This window comes from Idiomarina sp. (assembly GCF_048260185.1).
GTDB lineage: Bacteria > Pseudomonadota > Gammaproteobacteria > Enterobacterales > Alteromonadaceae > Idiomarina.
In genome coordinates this window covers 119,043-137,578 of sequence record NZ_JBLXHB010000002.1, presented here as the reverse complement: position 1 = coordinate 137,578, position 18,536 = coordinate 119,043, and the positions used below count along the sequence as shown (strand labels likewise).

Here is an 18,536-nt window from a genome sequence, read left to right as displayed (position 1 = left end):
TCTCAACACGCTTCTCCATGCTTACCCTGAGCGTGCTCAAAATAAGATTTAACCCGGGCGAGCTCTTTTTCCAGTTCATCGCCAATCATTAACGCCGGACCTATATCAATGGCTTTACGCGCATAATCAAAAGCAACGGGAACAACAGGAACACGAGCTTGCTGTGCCATGTGTAAAAAGCCTTTTTTCCACTCTTTTACGCGCTTTCTAGTGCCTTCGGGAGTTATCACTAAAATCAGCTCATTTTTTTCGCGAAACTCTCTTACCATATTGCCAACAACGCCATTCGCGCTACTTCTGTCTATAGGAAGTCCGCCCAGCTTGGTTAACAAACCTTTCAGCGGGAAGCGAAACAGGCTGCTCTTAGCTAAATAATTCAGCTTTAAACCCATAGCCAACATAACGCAGGCTCCAACCGGGAAGTCCCAGTTAGATGTATGTGGCGCAACTGGAAGAATCGCTTTTCTTACGTTTGGCATTTCACCATTAATTTTCCAGCCACCTAATACACGTAAGCCCAAACGGCCCACCCAACGTAAAAGACGATTATGGGTAACAGGAAATTCGCCTCTGACAAATTCCGGAATTACTTGTTTATCGGTCATAAAATTACTGTAGTACCTGTCTTATTTCGCGTAACTTTTCTTTCACTCGCTGAATATTTTCAGGCCCCATACGTAGCAATTGTTTTTGCGCTGCAGGTAAAGATTCATAAGAGTCGTTAGCGAAAGTATACATAACGCTGTCATCTTCTACCTGAACCAGACCTTCCGGCACAGGCGTTTCAAGCATGACATTAATGGCTTCCAATAAGGTGTCATCAAAATCCGATTCCGGATAGCCAATTTCAGCGTAAGCTTCCTGTACTAATGGCTTAAATAATTCATAGTTTTCAGCCAGTGCATCAGGCTCCAGACTCACAAACCAGTCGACTAAAGCGTCATATCGGCGATAGCTACTTTCGTCAATATAGAGTTCACCATCAACCTCCAACACACTAAAGCGACCGTCGGGACGCTGAACAATAGTCCGCTCGCGAACAATGCTGCCGTTGCTGATATTGTCCATCAGCACAACTGCGTCACGAATAATCTGAGAGCTTTTTAATGGACGAATGTTAACGTCGGTTGAATCAAGATTCTGAAGCACCGTCGGTGTGCTGTTATCTAGCTCCGGTAAAGCAATAGGTTCGGGCTCAGGTTCAGCCGGTTCTTGTTCCGGTTCAGATTCTGGTTCGGTTGGAATCGGTTCTGGCTCAATTTCAGGCTCAGGTTCTTCAGACTCTTGTTCATAACCCTCAACCTGAACTTCCGTTGACTGTTGTTGATCAACCTCTACCGTTTCTGTTTGTTGCTTCTTGTCTTCAGAAGCCGGCAGCCACCACCATACTATGGCAGCGATAACCGCCAGCACAATAAGCGTAACAACAATCCAAGTCGTTTTGCGACTTGCTTCTTCTGTTGCCGTTGATGTTTCAACCTGGTCGTCACTCATTGTGCGCTCCTTTATTTTTGCTCAGCACGACAAAAAACCAATTGTTTATCGCTGGACATAGCCTCGTTGAAACTATAGCCGTTTGCATCAAATTCTTTTAGATCAGACACGGATTTTGGCTTTTGGTTCAGGATAAATCGCGCCATTAGTCCCCGTGCCTTCTTGGCATAAAAACTGATGATTTTATATTGACCATTTTTTTCATCTTTAAAAACGGGTGTAATAATATCCGCATTTAATGCTTTTGGCTTAACCGCCGAGAAATACTCATTAGAAGCTAAGTTCACTAAAGTTGAACTTCCCAGCTCAGCCAAATCATCATTTAGCATCTGGGTAATGGTATCGCCCCAGTATTCATAAAGGTTTTTGCCTTTAGGATTATCCAGCTTGCTACCCATTTCCAGTCGGTACGGCTGCATCAAATCTAAGGGACGTAAAACACCATAAAGACCAGACAAAATCCGCAAATGCTTTTGTGCCGTATCAATGGCCTCTGAATTCAGACTGGCAGCATCTAAGCCAGTATAGACATCACCATTAAATGCATACATAGCCGGGCGCGCATTGTCTTCATTAAAAGGCCGTTGCCACTGCTCAAATCGAGCAGCATTCAAGCCCGCCAACTTATCGCTAATTTTCATTAACGACCCCAGTTGTTGCGGACTTAATTGCCGACAAACCTCAACCAGTTCTTCGGCGTTATCCAGCAACCGTGGCTGAGTAACATTAAGTTCCGGCAAGTCACTTTCGTAATCCAGGTTTTTAGCAGGTGAAACAACGACCAACATGTCTATGCACTCCATTCAAATTATACCGTAAGGCTAGTTCAGCGGATCTTGGTCCGCACCTTCTTTTTCCACTTCCGGCGGCATTAAGTCTTCACGGCTAACACCAAATTTCAGTGCGACGGTACTGGCAATATAAATGGATGAATAGGTACCAATAACCACACCAAATAATAACGCCGTAGCAAAACCATGAATTAATGGCCCACCCAGGAAGAACAAGGTCAATAACACCAGTATCGTTGTCAACGAGGTCACTAATGTCCGACTTAATGTGTCGGTTAGTGCCCGATTAACGGCTTGAACTGGCGTTAACTTAGCAAACTTACGGAAGGTTTCCCGAATACGGTCACAAACCACCACCGTATCGTTAATTGAGTAACCAATAACCGCCAGCAGAGCCGCCAGAACCGTTAAGTCGAACTCTAGCTGTAATACAGAGAATAGTCCTAAGGTTAAAATGACGTCGTGCGCTAACGCAGACACTGCGCCCACGGCTAAGCGCCACTCAAAACGCATTGCAATATAGAGCAAAATACAAATAAGAGCGGTTAGCATAGCCAGCCCGCCTTGCTCGATGAATTCGTCACCAACATTCGGACCGACAAACTCGATTCGACGCATTTCAACGGTTTGGTCAAACTCGGTACGTAAAGATTCAAGTATTGTGGTACCCAGTTGCTCAGCTTTAACCCCTTCACGAGGCTCAAGGCGAATCAGTATTTCTTCCTGCGAGCCGTAGTTTTGTACCACGGCGTCGCCGAAATCACTTTCATCCAATGCGCTACGAACACGACTTAAATCGGCTGCGCTTTCAAACCCAACTTCGAGCAAGGTTCCGCCAGTAAAGTCCAACCCGAAGTTGAGCTTATTGACTGACAACGAAACTATTGATGCCACCACCAGTAATGCACTGATAAGGCCCATAATTCCGCGGAAGCGCATGAAGGGAAGTCGGTCATCAGTATTAATAATCTCTTGCATGGCTCCCCCTAAATAGACAGTTTAGACAGCTTTTTGCCGCCCCAAACTGAGTTAACAATGGCACGGGTTCCAACTATTGCGGTAAACATGGACGTTATAATTCCAATAGCAAGAGTGATAGCAAAGCCTTTAATAGGGCCATTACCAATAGCGAACAAGATAAGCGCTGCAATCAGCGTTGTTACGTTCGCGTCGGCAATGGTCGACAAGGCGCTGTCGTAACCGTGATGAATTGCCTGTTGAGGGCTTCGTTTCGCTTTTATTTCTTCACGTATGCGCTCAAAAATAAGTACGTTGGCATCTACTGCCATACCAACCGTCAGTACAATACCTGCCATACCCGGCAAGGTCAGTGTGGCTCCCGGAATCATCGACATAACACCGATAATAAGAACCAGGTTTGCTGCCAGGGCGCAGTTTGCAACTAAGCCAAACTTTTTGTAGTAAAGCATCATAAAGGCCAGAACTAACACAAAGCCCCAGAAAATTGCCTGAGTACCAGAATCAATGTTCTGCTGACCTAAGCTTGGACCTACAGTACGCTCTTCGACAATTTGAATCGGCGCGATAAGTGCACCGGCGCGTAATAACAACGCTAAATTCTGAGCTTCGTTTGCACCTACCCCGGTAATACGGAAATTGCTGCCTAAGCGAGACTGAATTGTTGCAACGTTAATAACTTCCGCGTTCTTAGTGAACTGTAAGTTACCTTCTTCGTCGCGCTCGTCTGTGGCTTTATATTCAATAAAGACGGTAGCCATAGGCTGACCAACATTGTCTTTAGTCGATAAAGACATCTTGTTACCGCCAGCGCCATCCAGAGTAATATTAACCTGCGGGCGGTTGTACTCATCATAACCAACCCCAGCATTAACAATATGGTCACCTGTCAGAATAACGTCTTCTTTCAGCAATTGAGCCGGGCCGTCGCGCATTGGCATTAACTCGCTGCCAAAAGGTACACGACCGTTCTGTGCGTCACGCACGTCGTTCTCGGAATCAACCATACGGAACTCCAGCGTTGCTGTAGCTCCTAAAATCTCTTTCGCGCGAGCCGTGTCCTGTACGCCCGGCAATTCCACCACAATGCGGTTTGAACCCTGCCGCTGAATAACCGGCTCGGCAACACCTAACTCGTTAACCCGGTTACGCATAATGGTGATATTTTGAGATACTGCGTAATCTTGAGTTTCGGCAAGCTTCTGCTCGCTCATTTGCAATTGCAGCAGTTGGTTTTCGTCATCTTCTAATAAGGTGTAACCCTGATAACGACCATCCAGATAGTTGGCAGCTTCTGCATAAGCTTCTTCATTACGAAGCTCAATTTCAACCGTCGTGTCATTAACACGAACAGCGCTGTAACGAATACGTTCTTCACGCAGTTCGGCACGAATCGTGTCCTTCATACCATCGACAATTTTACGAACGGCTTCGTCCATGTCGATTTCCATCAAGAAGTGTACACCGCCACGTAAATCCAGCCCCAGTTTCATTGGCTGAGCACCAACACTCTTCAACCACTCAGGAGTTGCGGGAGCAAGGTTCAGAGCGACTATGTAGTTATCACCTAAACTCTCCAGGATACTTTCCCGGGCTTTTAACTGCTCATCATCGGAATTCAGTCGAACTAAAAGCTGCTCTTCTTCTAAAGCTATACTTTTAGCTTGTATGCCAACGTTTTCCAGACTGCTCTTTACGCGATCCATGGTGCTGGTATCGATGGTCGCATTTCGGTTTGCGGAAATTTGAACTGCTGGATCTTCGCCGTAAATGTTTGGCAGCGCATAAAGCGCTGCCACCAATACGACCAAAATAACCAGCAGGTTTTTCCACAACGGGTATTTATTTAACACGTCGTGCCCCTGTTTCTAATGTCAGAGATTAGAGAGACTTCATTGTTCCTTTCGGAAGAACGGAAGTCACAGAACCTTTCTGAATGGTTACTTCAAGCTCGTCAGTCAAAGCAATAACGAGAAAGTCTTTGTCTTCGCTTACTTTAGTGATTTTGCCGACCAAACCACCTTGAGTCAGCACTTCGTCGCCTTTGCTCAAAGCACCCATCAGTTCTTTATGCTGCTTGACACGTTTCGCCTGCGGACGGTAAATCATGAAATAGAAAATCAAAGCAAACATGACCAGCATGAAAATCAGTTCCATACCACCACTGCTTTGGCCGCCAGCGTCTTGCGCGTATGCTGAGCTAATAAAAAAGTCCATAAAATTCCCTCAGTTAATTTAAATTTATTATTAAATTTCGGATAACCATCTCACGATATGGGGACAGTTACTCCAGAATGCAATTCAGTTTTTCTAAGGTCGCTATACTATCAGAAAGTTTAACGCCGCTCAGTATTATCAAATATCATATCCCAAACTTTTTAGCCGGCGGCGTAAACCTATTTGAGACACCTGCAAATCCCACATCATTTTTTCGGTATCAGAGCGGTTCTGCTCATAACTCTTTTTAATCTCTTCTTCCGACAAATCCTGCGCTGTACGAACCCCTTCAAAGCGTTGAATAAGCTGATACACAGAGGCTCGGGAGATACCTAAAGTTTTCGCCGTTGCCTGCAGCTCAAACCGGCAACTGCGCAATGTTTCCAGTAGCTCGTCTCTGCTAATACTGTTGGGTTTGCGATGAACGCTGGTTTCATCTTCCCAGTGCCCGGAGTTACTCGGCTTTAGCATAGATAAAAGTTGTGGGTCGAGGTGCAGTTGCTCTTGCTCGCGGCTGTCAATAACGACCTGACGTGCTACATTTCGTAGCTGCCGTACATTCCCCGGCCAATGGAAGGTCAGTAGTTGACTCATCAATTCACCAGGAATTTTCACGTCATGAGAACGGTCAGCGTAAAGCTTGCGCCACTGCTCACGTACAAAGTAATCGAATAACAAACCGATATCTTCACGACGCTCAGTTAAAGGCGGAATAAACAACTGATAAGCAGAAAGCTTTTCAATGAGCATGGACAGAGTTGAGTTTTCTTCGAAGCTGCTGGATTCCTGATGACTGGTCAGAACAATACGGCAATTAATTGGCAGAGTTTCCTCTGTACCAACAGGTACAACAGATTTGCTTTGCAGAACGGTATAAAGCAAACGATGTAAGCCCGGCGACGCATCCTCGATATCCTCCAGCACAATAGTACCGCCACCGGCCTGTTCGAAATAGCCGGGTTGCCGGCTACCGCCACGATAGCTACCAAACAATTCAGCTTCTGCAACCGCATCGTGTATGGCAGCCAGGTTTACACTAATAAAGGGCTGCTCCCGACGTTCGCTGGCCTGATGAATTGCATAGGCCGCCTGTTGCTTTCCCACTCCGGCAGCGCCTCTAATCATAACCGGCAAGTCCATCCCGGCCAATTGGGAAACGCGGTCCCGAATAGCTCGAATATCAGAGCTAATACCAAATAACACATCGTTATCATCTACCGAGGAATCTTGCAGTGGCAGTAACTTTAAAAGTAAAACAATGCGGTGGTTTAAGCCAATAACCACACCGTTGTCCAGATCACTCTCTTTCAGAATATATTCGTCCTGAACACCACGTCCGGCAATGGTGACCGTTGTTTTTGTGCTATGCGCCTTTAGCTTAATACGACCACCTGACTCGCGCTGAAAAATGATTGGCGAGCGGCTGATAAATTCATCAAGCAACGCTCTGCCAGCATTACCATTTTTGGCGAATTCCGGCTTAACTCTGCTTAGGTAATCACTTCCCTGACTGTACAAATCCATTAACGCTGCGCGTTCACCAATCCGGGACCGATCAGGATGCGCTGCGATCACTAACATCGGAACTCGTTGGTAGCTACTAACGAGATCATCAACTACATGTTTTGTCGTGTACTCGGTTGCACTCATTCTCGCTGATCCTTAGCCCAACAGCAGCTTTTAAATTGAGGCCATCATAAAATTATGAAGTCTAAATAGCCAATCAATTTGTGCTGGGAATCAATAAAGGTTAATGACAAACTAAGTTATACCATTGCTACTTTTTGATGACTCATGGAATTAATATTTTACTGGACAGATCACGCCGGTGTCGCGGTTTTTGCGGTGGCTGGCACGTTATTAGCGTTTCGCAAAAAGATGGATGGTTTTGGCGTACTCGTTTTAGCCTCAGCGACAGCGATTGGCGGCGGTACAACGCGCGATCTGATTCTTGGTTTACCGGTTTTCTGGACACATGACCCAGTTTATCTATACACCATAATTATTTCCGCTTTGCTCACCATTATATGGCTGCGATTTAAAGCCTATATTCCCATGAACACACTAATGGTTGCGGACGCTATTGGTCTGTCCTTTTTTGCGACTATGGGCGCGGAGAAAACACTATCAGCCGGTTTCCCTCCTTTTATCGCTATCATCATGGGCACCATATCGGCCTGTTTTGGTGGCATGCTGCGTGATGTTCTGGCGCGCGATATTCCCATGGTTTTGAAAAGCGAACTGTACGCAACCACCTGTATTATAGGCGCTACCGTTTATGTCGTGCTTGTACCCTATCAACCTTTAATAGCACTAGCTGCGGGCATGACCTCAACTTTGCTCATTCGACTTGGCGCAATAAAATTTAACTGGTCACTGACAGTGTTCCGGGATCATCAGGACCATTAGTTATGTTGAGCATGTTTTATTTCTTCAATTCGCGGGGTAACTCATGTTAAGTATGATTGGTCTGATTGGCGGCCTTGTGTTGCTTATCGTACTCACTTTAAAAGGGGTGAACTTGTTTATCAGCGCCCCTCTGTGCGCTGTCATAGTCGCATTGTGTAGCGGAGTCCCGCTACTGACCGGCGATGTTAACTTCGTCAGTGCCTATATGGATGGCTTTGCCAGCTTTGTCGCAGCCTGGTTCTTCATGTTCTTACTCGGTTCTCTATTTGGTAAGTTCATGGAAGACACGGGTGCTGCCGACAGTGTCGCGCGTTGGATAATCAATAAGTTAGGTCGTAAGCAAGCTGTCCTTGCAGTGGTATTAGCCTGCGCAATTCTAACCTACGGCGGTGTCAGCGTATTTGTTGTCGCTTTTTCAGTTTATCCAATGGCGCTCAGTTTATTTAAAGATGCCAACTTACCTCGTCGTTTTATTCCGGCCGCATTGGCGTTTGGGTCTGTCACTTTTACTATGACCTCAGCAGGGTCACCGGAAATTCAAAACTGGATTCCAGTTAAATACCTAGGCACTTCGCCTTATGCTGCCTGGGAAGTCAGTCTGGTGGTCGCCGTATTAATGGCAACCTTTGGCTACTGGTGGTTAAGAAAAATAATTAACCGCGCCATAGCTAATGGTGAGAAGTTTGAAGCACGTGAAGGCGACCCGATATTGCTGGAGCGCAAGCTGCCCTCACCCATTAGTGGCTTAATTCCACTGTTAGTTGTTCTGGGACTCTCTTTTACCTTTCACGATACCTTGCAACAAAATGCCCTTATCGTTGCTTTGCTGGGCGGTGTAATTGCTATTGCAGTCATAAACTTTAAGCACTTTCATAAACCACAAACCGCCATTCATGAAGCCACTACAGGGGCTTTAGTGGCTATTGGGAATACTGCGGCGGTAGTCGGCTTTGGCAGTATCGCCAAAATAACTCCAGCCTTCGATGCCGCCGTTACTGCCATGACCAGCTTACCGGGTAATGAGTTAGTGGGCGCCGCGGTTGCCGTCAGTGTTATTGCCGGTTTAACCGGTTCTGCTTCGGGCGGACAAGCTATCGCCTTACCTGAAGTCGGCCCGCACTATATGGCGGCTGGCGTGAACCCGGAACAACTGCACCGTATTGTTTCGATATCTTCAGGTGCGCTCGACTCTTTACCTCACAACGGTTACGTGGTCACAACCATTCGTGCCATTTGTAACGAGAAACACAGCGCGGCTTATTGGGCGGTTGCCGCAGTAACCGTTGTGGTGCCATTAATGGGGCTGGCCGTGGCCATTGGACTGTTCATGCTATAACAATGAGACTCAAGAGCCGCCCAGGCGGCTCTTGAGTTTATCTTTAAGACTGTCTCCAACCTTAGCTTTTAACAGCTCTTCCAGTTGTTTGCTCTGTTCACCAGACTCATTGTCCCATTGAGTAAGGCTTTCCAGCAGGCCTTGCTGACCACCTAATTGCTCAGACACTTTAGCGGTCAAATCCGCTTTTATTTCAGCCAGTTTTTCGTCGGCCTCGCCCATCGCGGATTGAGCCAACGCATCGCCTAGCTGATCATCTAAATCGGATTCGAAACTCAGCGATGGCCGTTGAATATCACCGCCAATGCTGGTGGTAATATCTAGCCGCTCTAGTTGCTTTAATGCGCCTGCAACCGCAGAGGTCAGCTTGCTGCTGCCTTCGGCTTCTAAATCAAGGTTCAGCATGCGTACCATGGCTTTGCCGTCCAGTTTATTCTCACGAACTAGCACGGTTCCGTCACTGTCCATCATGGACGATAAAATATTGGCACTGAGTTCGCTGCTGTTACTAAGCCCCAGGTTGTTCAGTTTTGCGCCTTTTAATTGCCATTGCTGTTTCGCATCAATGCCCAGGTCAGTCAGCGACAGTTCACCATTTAGGTTAAACGCATTCCACAAGTCGCTGTTATCGGCACGAGCCTGATACGTCGTCGGTTGCCCCAGTAAATTATGCTGATGGGTAATATTTTGCCAGTCGACATCAATAACCGTACCGCCGACCATAAATTCGGTGCGCGCCTTTTTAATTAAAAACTCCGGCGGCGCGTTGTCATCAGCAAAGGAAATTCTCTGCCCCTCGCCGCGAACAGGCTCTACCGTTGCAGAGTTGTCCGAACGCGCCAGCATAGGCCCCAGCTGTTCATAGGCCAGAAGTACGTACTTACTCCACTCCCGCGCTTTTTCCCCTAATAATAAGCCGGTCACGTTCTCTAAACCGCTTCCGTCCAGACTGAAAAACGACTTAATTCGGTCAATATCGTTACCTGGCGCGTTCTTAAGATCTGCTATTTGCTGTTGCACCACCTCTTTCGCCTGCTTCACTTCATCACGAAAGTTGCTGACAGCCTCTTTGTCTGTGCGAATCGAGTCTTTTAATTCATCTAAAGCTTCTTTTCTCGCCGCAATATCACTCAGGCCTTTTACTTTGCCTTCGGTTATCTGCTTAATTTTCTCTTCGTATTCTTTTAGCTTGTTTTTACTCGGCAAAGCTTCTCTAGCCGCTTTAACCTCCTGCTCTTGCTGCTCATAGGCCGCTTTTGCTTCATCAATCACCGTTTCTGTACGCAAATCAACCTGGCTGACAATATCGTCCACAGAAGGTAAAGACGTGGTCAGTTTGTCCCAGGACTGACTGGCCCAATTCTGCACGTCTTCCTGATCCGGCATGACATAAACATCACCCTCACTTTCCCGTGGCTGATTAACACGAACTCCGGTCATAGTCAGCTGTTCAATTAAAGTTCGGCCAAGCACAATTTCTGTAGGGCTGATGTCTGCCGAGGCCTCTCCAACCTGTACCCGGTTATTCTTCGGTGCATTAGGGTCGGTGACCTGAATACCGGCTAAAGTCAGAGATAAAGGTACCCAGCTATGCTCAACTCGCTCAATATTAACCTCAGCGCCGTTCAGTCTTCCCAGAGTATGCTCTAATGTGACTTTTATAATTGCGTCCAGAAATAACCAGGAAATAGCGACCAACAACAATACGAACCCGGCGAAAACGGCCAATCCCGGCCAGCGAATGATACTACGCTTCATACTCACCCCCTCAAGTCCGTATAAATTTGCCAGAAACGGCTACCACGAATAACCTGCACCACCCGCATTTTCATTATTTGAGCCTGAATTCTTTTACGGTAATTGGCAATAATCCAGTAACTCAACGCAGCTACAATCGGCGCGGCAATCAACGCGATAACAAAGCTGCCCATAGTTATGGTGTGATTAAACATGGACAGGCGTCCTAAGGCAGTTGCATACAGTGCTTCATAAATGCCCTGCCAGCCTGACGCTTCTAATAAGCTCAAACCGACACTGTGAAACCAGGGATCCAGCAGGTAAGCAATACCCGAGAAAATACCAAAAGACACAATGAATAGACTGAGGTTTACGCGGAATATTAATGCCGCCAACAAAATAATTAAGTTATGAATTCGCCATAGCGGAGTTATCCCCATGAACATTCCTAATACTACAGCTAACGCCAGTGCCCAGGCACTGGTTTCAGAATTCAAAGCTTTTAACAGCTTTGCCAGAATTGTCAGCATTCACCTGACTCCTTTGAAAAAGATAAAACAGCAAATCTGCTTGTTATCCGTCGTCTTTCTAATATAGTGTCAGTTGCATTTATTACGCAAATAATAAGCAAATAACTTACATAATTTTTAACGGCTTCCGAGTACTTTACGACATGCAGCAAGACGTTCACCTTATCATAGATAACGCCGCCGACTGGCAGCCTTATTACCCAAGTCAAAGCTTACTCACCGCAAGTGAATACTTACAATCGGCACACTTGCAGAGTCGTTATCATGTCTTAAATTTGTGTAACGACTTATCTTACCTGTCAACGGGCTACTACGTTAGTCTGCTGGCAGAGGCTCGCGGACAAAGAGTTATGCCGTCAGTTGCGACTATTAATGACCTGACTAACTTTTCTCATTATCAGTTACTGATTAATACCGCCGACCGATCACTCACTAAATATTTGCAGAATCGTGACGAAACGTCGCTCTCGCTACTGATTTGCTTTGGTTTGTGCGAACAGCCTGAGCTCGCTTCTTTTGCACGCCAAATATTTGAGCGCTATCCGTGCCCTATTCTAAAAGTTGAGCTGGAATTTAACGGTCGCTGGCATATTAACAAGCTGACATCCGGTGCACTGAATCAGTTAACGGACGAACAACAAAGCTTTTTTGGTAGCTCCCTGGATCATTTCAGTAAACGTGTGTGGCGCAAAGCGCGTACCCGCAAAGAATACCGTTTTGATTTAGCCATTTTGTATAACCCGGACGAGGCCATTCCGACCAGTGACAAAAAAGCATTGTCACTGTTTATAAAGGCCGCCAAAGAAGCCGATATTGAAGCTGAGCTTATTACAGCAAACGACTTCAATCGTTTGCTGGAGTTTGATGCGCTGTTCATACGGGAAACTACCCGTATTAATCACTACACCTATCACTTTGCGAAAAAAGCCGAAGCCAATGGTATGGTGGTCCTTGACCACCCTGACTCCATTGTTAAATGCGCCAATAAAGTGTTCTTAAAAGAGTTACTGGATAAACATAAGGTGGCGACACCAAAAACAGAACTCTTGTTAAGTCAGTCAGAAATTGACTACGAAGCAATAGGCGAGCGCCTGGGTTACCCGGTTGTGCTGAAAATTCCTGACGGTTCATTTTCTATTGGCGTGGAAAAAGCAGAAGATTTAACCCAGTTTAAAAAAGTGGCAACGGAGCTTTTTAATCAATCCACTATACTGCTGGCACAAGAGTACATGAGAACCGACTACGACTGGCGAATTGGCGTGCTCAACAACCGCCCAATTTATGCGTGTCAGTACTTTATGGCGCGTAACCATTGGCAAATTTATAACCACAGCGAGTCTTCTTCGCGTGGTAAAAGCGGTTCTTTTGCCACTTTAGGCGTGCATCAGGCTCCTAAAGATGTGGTGCGTCTGGCATTACAGGCAACTCGCTTAATTGGCGACGGCCTGTACGGTGTGGATATTAAACAAACACCACAAGGCCCGGTGGTTATTGAAATTAATGACAATCCGTCAATTGAGTCTGGTGTGGAAGACAAACACTTAGGTTATGAACTGTACCGGCTAATTATGGCTGATTTTGGACGACGCCTGGATGAGTACTAAGTTTTGCATTGAGCGGGCAGACAAGAATGACCTTGAACAATTAGTCTCTTTAGAACGTGCGACTTTTAATTACAGCTGTATTAGCCGTCGCAGTTTTAAGCGGATAATTGAGTCCAGCCACAATTACTGCTGGGTAGCTCGTTCAGGTAAAGATTTAGCCGGGTACGCCATTGCCTTTACCCGGCGTAACAGCAAAGTATGGCGCTTATACTCCATAGCCGTAGCACAGAGTTTTCGAGGGTTAGGCGTTGGTAATTTGCTAATGAACAAGATACTGAGCGAGGCGAAGAGCGGTGGTGCTAATGCTATGTCGCTGGAAGTGAAAAGCGACAACAAGGCCGCTATTCACTGGTATCAAAGCTGTGGTTTCGAAACCATCGATATTCTGCCGGAATACTACGATGACGGCAGCGACGGTTTTAAAATGCGTTTTACTTTTTATCCGGAAAGTCAGTAAATACACCTTCTACGCCAGCATGTTTTAACCACTGGCGTAATTGCGCATGAGACTCCACGCCTTTTGGTAGGTCGTCAGCCCGCAAGGTATAAACATGAACATCCAGACCTTTCTCTTCCGCTGACTTTAAAACACTGTCCCATTCAGGCTCACCGCTTTCCGATACTCCGGTTAATACGTGATTTATCCACAAGCCAACACCTTCAGCGTAGCTTTTTACTGACTCCAGCCCGGCACCGGTGCGCATCGCACTGTAATCAATATCAGTCTCTCCCCACTCATTGTCACCCACCAGCTGAATTAACGGAAAGTCCCAGTTAAATTCGCGCTTTAAGCGACGTAACACTTCCGGGTCAAACGACTGCAGATAAATAGGTGTTGGCCGTTTGTCGTGGTAGCCGTTGTGAGCCAGGACGGACATCACTGCCGCCGTCGCGTCGTACCCTTGCTGCTGATACCAGCGCGGAGATTTTATCTCGACATAAATGCCTGTCGACATATCCCGAACGCGGTTCAGCTCCTGAATCAGTTTAATTTCCTCATCCAGTGTTTGTATCGGAAACTGAACGTCAGGGTGAGAAAACCGCTTAGGGTAAACCAGCTCATAATCTTTATGCCGGGCGACCATAGTTAACTGTTTAAGCTCTTCCAGCGAAAAATCCACTACATAGTATTTGCCATCGGGTCGGTGCTTTTCCGGAAAAACTTCGGAGACATTGGTTACATGGTCCAGAATTTCATCGTGCAGAACCACCGGAACGCCATCGCGGCTCAGTTGCACGTCCTGCTCTATATAGTCTGCTCCCAGACCATGAGCCATAACGGTGCTGGCCTGAGTGTGCTCGGGTAAATAGCCGGATGCGCCACGATGCGCAATATCCAGAAACTGCGGAACTTTAAGGTCATGGAACGGTGCATCCGGCGTCTCGTCCTGCGCCTGAACTGCGGTTGCTGCTACCAGTAAAAACAAACATCCAAAAATACGTTTAGTCATTGTTCCAGTTAACCTCTAATACCTTATCGCCAAGCTCGCGATAACGCTTCATTAATACGTCAATCGGTTCCGGGTCGGGATTTAACCCGCGTCCGCGCAAATATTCCGGGTTGTACAGCTTACTCACCGAACGCTCACCCAAGTCACAGGAGAAGGTCACAATGCGGTGCCCCGGACCTTTTCGTAAAGCCGCAGCCAATGCGCCAGCAACGTTCAGCGCCGAGCTACTCCCAAGAACAATACCATCTTCATCCCGGATATAACGTGACAAAGTGACTAAATCTTGATCGGGCAAATTAACCGCGTGATCGATACGTGCCTGGCGGAAATTATCGACTAGCCGCATAATGCCGATGCCCTCAGTCATTGAACCACCATTCGACACATACTCGCCACTGCGTAAAAACTCATAGATACCGGAACCATCCGGGTCAACCACCCAAACATCCAGATCCGGATTCTGCTCTTTTAAGAAACGCGAGTTACCGCCAATGGTGCCACCGGTTCCGGCCACAGACACTAAAACATCTATTTTCCCTTCGGTTTGCTCCCATATTTCGGGGCCAGTGTGAAGGTAGTGCGCGCGGGCGTTACTGGTGTTTTCAAACTGGTTAGCCCACCAGCAGTCATCGCGTTCTTCCGCTAAACGGCGAGCTGTATGGTAAAAGTGGTTTTCATTTTTAAAGGGAACCGGATCAACCGCCATCAGCTCACCACCATGCAAGCGGATCATGCGCTCTTTTTCCGGTGTCTGGTCATTAGGCATGACCGCTAACATACGCAAGCCGTAAGACTTTGCTACCACGGCCAGGCCAATACCGGTATTACCTGCGGTACCTTCAACCACCGTCATACCCGGCTTTAATTCACCGCGTTCCATAGCGTCATCAATAAGTTGCTTAGCCGCGCGATCCTTAATGGAGCCGCCCGGGTTCTGGAACTCACATTTAATAAAGATATCGCATCCGGTTAAATCAGACAGCGACGGTATACGAAGTAAATCCGTCTGCCCGATAAGATCGCTCTGCCGCGCGCCAACTCTCATGCCACTGCACCTTTAATCATTCGCTACTGTAGGTAAATAGTATCTCCCCTGTACCCTTTTGGTTCAATAGCACTTTTGGTGCATTGCACAGAAGAAGCGCACGTTTTTTGTGCAAAAAAATCACGAAATTATTATTTATCCATAAATATCAGCTATTTAAATTCTGGCACGCTTCATGAAGTAAAAGGGTTGCTTAACAATATTTTAATAAGGAAAGCACCATGAAAATGCTCATTGCGTTAATCAAGCCCTTCAAGCTGGAGGATGTGAAGCAAGCGCTGTTTGAAATTGGCTGCAAAGGCCTGACAGTGACAGAAGTCCGGGGAGTAGGACGTCAAAAGGGGCATACCGAACTGTACCGGGGCGCCGAATATCAAGTCGACTTCCTGCCCAAAATGAAAATTGAACTGGCGGTTCCCGACGAAACCGTCGAACGAGCTCTGGAAGTAGTCATTGCCGCGGCTCATACCGGCAATATCGGCGACGGAAAAATATTCGTTATGCCGCTGGAGCAATGCGTTCGCATACGCACTGGCGAAACCGACCAAGACGCCCTTTAAGGAGCCCATCATGGAAGCACAAAACTTACAACAACTCACTTTCGCGGTAGACACCTTTTACTTACTTATATCCGGGGCGCTGGTTATGTGGATGGCCGCCGGATTTTCCATGCTGGAAGCAGGTCTGGTCAGAAGCAAAAACACCACCGAAATTCTGACCAAAAACATCGCGCTCTACGCTATTGCCTGTATTACCTATCTGGTTATCGGTTACTCAGTGATGTACCCAGACCCATCGACTTCGGCTTACGCTGCCGACGCCAATTTTTTCTTCCAGATGGTGTTCGTTGCCACTGCTATGTCGATAGTCTCTGGTGCCGTTGCCGAACGTATGAAACTCATGAGCTTTCTCGTATTTTGCGTCGTGCTTAGTGCAGTCATTTATCCGGTACAGGGCTTATGGACCTGGGGTGGTGGAATGCTGACTGAATGGGGCTTTGTCGACTTTGCCGGCTCCAGCATTGTGCATTTAACCGGTGCATCAGCGGCACTTGCCGCGGTTCTTTTACTGGGCCCGCGCTCCGGTAAATACCTGAGTGATGGCAGTATCAACGCGTTGCCCGGCTCTAATATGCCACTGGCCGCGCTGGGTACCTTTATTCTCTGGTTTGGCTGGTTTGGTTTTAACGGCGGTTCACAGTTAGCGCTAAGCACCGTTGACGACGCCAATGCCATAGCCCGCGCCATGGTCAACACGAACACCTCGGCCGCAGCTGGTACTATCGCCACGCTGCTGTTTACGAAGCTGCTGTGGAAAAAAGCCGATTTAACCATGATTTTGAACGGCGCCTTAGCCGGTCTGGTTGCTATTACCGCACAACCGGTCACTCCGGAGCCCTGGCTTGCCGGCGTTATTGGATTTATTGCGGGGCTTATTGTCGTGCTGTCCATTATTGGGCTGGATAAACTCCACATTGACGATCCGGTCGGTGCTATTTCGGTGCACGGTGTGGTCGGTATTTTCGGTACTCTTGTGGTTCCAATCAGCGATGACGGTGCCAGCTTTCTCATTCAGTTAGCCGGTGTCGGTACCATTTTCTGCTGGGTGTTTTTCAGTAGTCTTATTGTCTGGGCTATACTGAAACTAATACTGGGTATTCGTGTCACTAAAGAGCAGGAGTATATCGGCTTAGATCAAGTCGATTGCGGGGTTGAAGCCTACCCTGAATTTACCTCGAAAAAAGACGGGTAAAAGGCTCTTTATTGCCAGTTTCGCCCATTCTTGATAACGTTTTTAACCATCATTTTCCGGAATGGGCGAACAAATATGTCGACATCACGAGAGTATGTTGAAGAGCTTTTAGCGAAAGCAGATATCCGCATTAACGGTGACAGAGCCTGGGATATGCAGGTTCACGATGAAACCGTATTTGATCAGGCACTTTCGCGCGGTAATCTTGGCTTGGGTGAATCCTATATGGCTCGTTTGTGGGACGCCGAATCGCTTGACCAGTTTTTCTTCCAGCTACTGCGCTCTGGCATTCAGGATGAAGTTAACCCCGCCCGCCTTATTTTTCATTCCTTAAAAAGCCGAGTATTCAACTTACAAAGTAAATCCAAAGCCTGGGAGGTTGGTCAGCATCATTACGACATGGGCAATGACCTTTATCAGTCCATGCTTGATGAGCGTATGGTTTACACCTGTGGTTACTGGGAAAAAGCCAAAAACGTTGATGAAGCACAACGACATAAACTTGAACTGTGCTGTAAAAAACTGGGACTGAAGCCTGGCATGCGCGTTCTTGATATTGGTTGTGGCTGGGGCAGCTTCATGCAGTATGCCGCTGAAAACTACGGTGTCGAATGTGTTGGAGTCACTATCTCTAAAGAGCAGGTAGCCCTTGGCAAGGAGCGCTGCGAAGGGCTTCCGGTAGAGTTCCGGCTACAGGACTATCGCGAGCTGGACGAACAGTTTGACCGCGTTATCAGCTTAGGCATGTTTGAGCATGTCGGTCAGAAAAACTACGACGACTATATGGATGTCGCTCTGCGCTGCACCAAAGAAGACGGCCTGTTCCTGCTGCACACTATTGGTAAAAATGTCAGTGACACCGCAGCCGACCCATGGATCAGCAAGTACATTTTCCCGAATGGCGAAATTCCGTCTATTTCACAAATAGGAACGGCACTGGAAGAAAAATTTGTCTGCGAAGACCTGCACAACTTTGGTGCCGATTACGATAAAACCTTAATGGCCTGGTTTGAAAACTTCGATAAAGCCTGGCCGTCTATTAAGTCACAGTTTGATGACGAATTTTACCGTATGTGGAAATACTATTTACTGTCCTGCGCAGGTGCGTTCCGTGCCCGCGACATTCAATTGTGGCAATGGGTGTTATCTCCTAAGGGCAGGGTTGGAGGATATTTACGGCCTCAACTTTAAG

General features: G+C 47.1%; 18 protein-coding genes. 7 read left to right on the top strand and 11 right to left on the bottom strand.

Features of this window, described 5'->3' with window-relative positions:
- Window positions 1-2: 2 nt before the first annotated feature.
- The 7 genes from ACN0RF_RS06315 to ACN0RF_RS06285 form a co-directional block, all read right to left on the bottom strand.
- Window positions 3-605 carry a lysophospholipid acyltransferase family protein gene (locus ACN0RF_RS06315; RefSeq protein ID WP_417438415.1) on the bottom strand — a complete coding sequence of 201 codons (603 nt, stop codon included), beginning with the start codon at window positions 603-605 and terminating at the stop codon, window positions 3-5.
- A gap of 4 nt (window positions 606-609) precedes the next feature.
- Window positions 610-1,494: a DUF3014 domain-containing protein gene (locus ACN0RF_RS06310; protein ID WP_417438414.1), complete on the bottom strand. Its 885-nt coding sequence runs from the start codon at window positions 1,492-1,494 to the stop codon at window positions 610-612.
- Window positions 1,495-1,505: 11 nt separating this feature from the next.
- Window positions 1,506-2,282, bottom strand: coding sequence for a peroxide stress protein YaaA (yaaA, locus tag ACN0RF_RS06305; protein WP_417438413.1), 777 nt, complete (start codon window positions 2,280-2,282; stop codon window positions 1,506-1,508).
- A gap of 33 nt (window positions 2,283-2,315) precedes the next feature.
- Window positions 2,316-3,263 carry a protein translocase subunit SecF gene (gene secF, locus ACN0RF_RS06300; protein ID WP_417438412.1) on the bottom strand — a complete coding sequence of 316 codons (948 nt, stop codon included), beginning with the start codon at window positions 3,261-3,263 and terminating at the stop codon, window positions 2,316-2,318.
- 8 nt (window positions 3,264-3,271) lie between these two features.
- Window positions 3,272-5,116, bottom strand: coding sequence for a protein translocase subunit SecD (gene secD, locus ACN0RF_RS06295; RefSeq protein ID WP_417438411.1), 1,845 nt, complete (start codon window positions 5,114-5,116; stop codon window positions 3,272-3,274).
- 28 nt (window positions 5,117-5,144) lie between these two features.
- A complete protein-coding gene (yajC, locus tag ACN0RF_RS06290) occupies window positions 5,145-5,480 on the bottom strand; it encodes a preprotein translocase subunit YajC (protein ID WP_034822229.1) in 336 nt (111 codons plus the stop codon).
- A gap of 138 nt (window positions 5,481-5,618) precedes the next feature.
- Complete coding sequence (locus ACN0RF_RS06285; protein WP_417438410.1) at window positions 5,619-7,130, bottom strand: sigma 54-interacting transcriptional regulator; 1,512 nt, start codon at window positions 7,128-7,130, stop codon at window positions 5,619-5,621.
- Between the two features lie 144 nt (window positions 7,131-7,274).
- Between ACN0RF_RS06285 and ACN0RF_RS06280 the strand changes: the two genes are divergently transcribed.
- Both ACN0RF_RS06280 and ACN0RF_RS06275 read left to right on the top strand, forming a co-directional pair.
- Window positions 7,275-7,889 (top strand): trimeric intracellular cation channel family protein, encoded by a 615-nt coding sequence (locus tag ACN0RF_RS06280; protein ID WP_417438409.1) that lies wholly within the window; start codon window positions 7,275-7,277, stop codon window positions 7,887-7,889.
- 43 nt (window positions 7,890-7,932) lie between these two features.
- Window positions 7,933-9,225, top strand: coding sequence for a GntP family permease (locus tag ACN0RF_RS06275; protein ID WP_417438408.1), 1,293 nt, complete (start codon window positions 7,933-7,935; stop codon window positions 9,223-9,225).
- A gap of 9 nt (window positions 9,226-9,234) precedes the next feature.
- Here the strand turns inward: ACN0RF_RS06275 and ACN0RF_RS06270 are convergent, their stop codons facing one another.
- Together ACN0RF_RS06270 and ACN0RF_RS06265 are read right to left on the bottom strand one after the other, a co-directional pair.
- Entirely contained in the window at window positions 9,235-10,983 is a 1,749-nt protein-coding gene (locus tag ACN0RF_RS06270) for a TIGR03545 family protein (protein WP_417438407.1), read from the bottom strand.
- A 2-nt stretch (window positions 10,984-10,985) separates the two neighbouring features.
- The gene (locus ACN0RF_RS06265) at window positions 10,986-11,492 is read right to left on the bottom strand and encodes a DUF2062 domain-containing protein (protein WP_417438406.1); all 507 of its coding nucleotides are present in this window, start codon (window positions 11,490-11,492) and stop codon (window positions 10,986-10,988) included.
- 143 nt (window positions 11,493-11,635) lie between these two features.
- Here ACN0RF_RS06265 and ACN0RF_RS06260 point away from each other — a divergent pair, with 143 nt between their 5' ends.
- Window positions 11,636-13,096: a RimK family protein gene (locus tag ACN0RF_RS06260; protein ID WP_417438405.1), complete on the top strand. Its 1,461-nt coding sequence runs from the start codon at window positions 11,636-11,638 to the stop codon at window positions 13,094-13,096.
- Complete coding sequence (locus ACN0RF_RS06255) at window positions 13,086-13,553, top strand: GNAT family N-acetyltransferase (protein WP_417438404.1); 468 nt, start codon at window positions 13,086-13,088, stop codon at window positions 13,551-13,553. The genes ACN0RF_RS06260 and ACN0RF_RS06255 overlap by 11 nt, the downstream gene beginning before the upstream one ends.
- Here the strand turns inward: ACN0RF_RS06255 and glpQ are convergent.
- Both glpQ and ACN0RF_RS06245 read right to left on the bottom strand, forming a co-directional pair.
- The gene (glpQ, locus tag ACN0RF_RS06250) at window positions 13,528-14,547 is read right to left on the bottom strand and encodes a glycerophosphodiester phosphodiesterase (RefSeq protein ID WP_417438403.1); all 1,020 of its coding nucleotides are present in this window, start codon (window positions 14,545-14,547) and stop codon (window positions 13,528-13,530) included. The two genes, ACN0RF_RS06255 and glpQ, sit on opposite strands and share 26 nt — an antisense overlap.
- A complete protein-coding gene (locus ACN0RF_RS06245) occupies window positions 14,540-15,592 on the bottom strand; it encodes a cysteine synthase A (protein WP_417438402.1) in 1,053 nt (350 codons plus the stop codon). Before ACN0RF_RS06245 ends, glpQ begins: the two co-directional genes overlap by 8 nt.
- A 221-nt stretch (window positions 15,593-15,813) precedes the next feature.
- Between ACN0RF_RS06245 and ACN0RF_RS06240 the strand changes: the two genes are divergently transcribed.
- From ACN0RF_RS06240 to cfa, 3 genes are all read left to right on the top strand, one after another.
- Window positions 15,814-16,152 carry a P-II family nitrogen regulator gene (locus ACN0RF_RS06240; protein ID WP_417438401.1) on the top strand — a complete coding sequence of 113 codons (339 nt, stop codon included), beginning with the start codon at window positions 15,814-15,816 and terminating at the stop codon, window positions 16,150-16,152.
- Between the two features lie 10 nt (window positions 16,153-16,162).
- On the top strand, window positions 16,163-17,344 hold the full coding sequence (locus ACN0RF_RS06235; protein ID WP_417438400.1) for an ammonium transporter: 1,182 nt from the start codon (window positions 16,163-16,165) through the stop codon (window positions 17,342-17,344).
- A 75-nt stretch (window positions 17,345-17,419) separates the two neighbouring features.
- Window positions 17,420-18,535 (top strand): cyclopropane fatty acyl phospholipid synthase, encoded by a 1,116-nt coding sequence (gene cfa, locus ACN0RF_RS06230; RefSeq protein ID WP_034822214.1) that lies wholly within the window; start codon window positions 17,420-17,422, stop codon window positions 18,533-18,535.
- Window position 18,536: the final 1 nt, after the last annotated feature.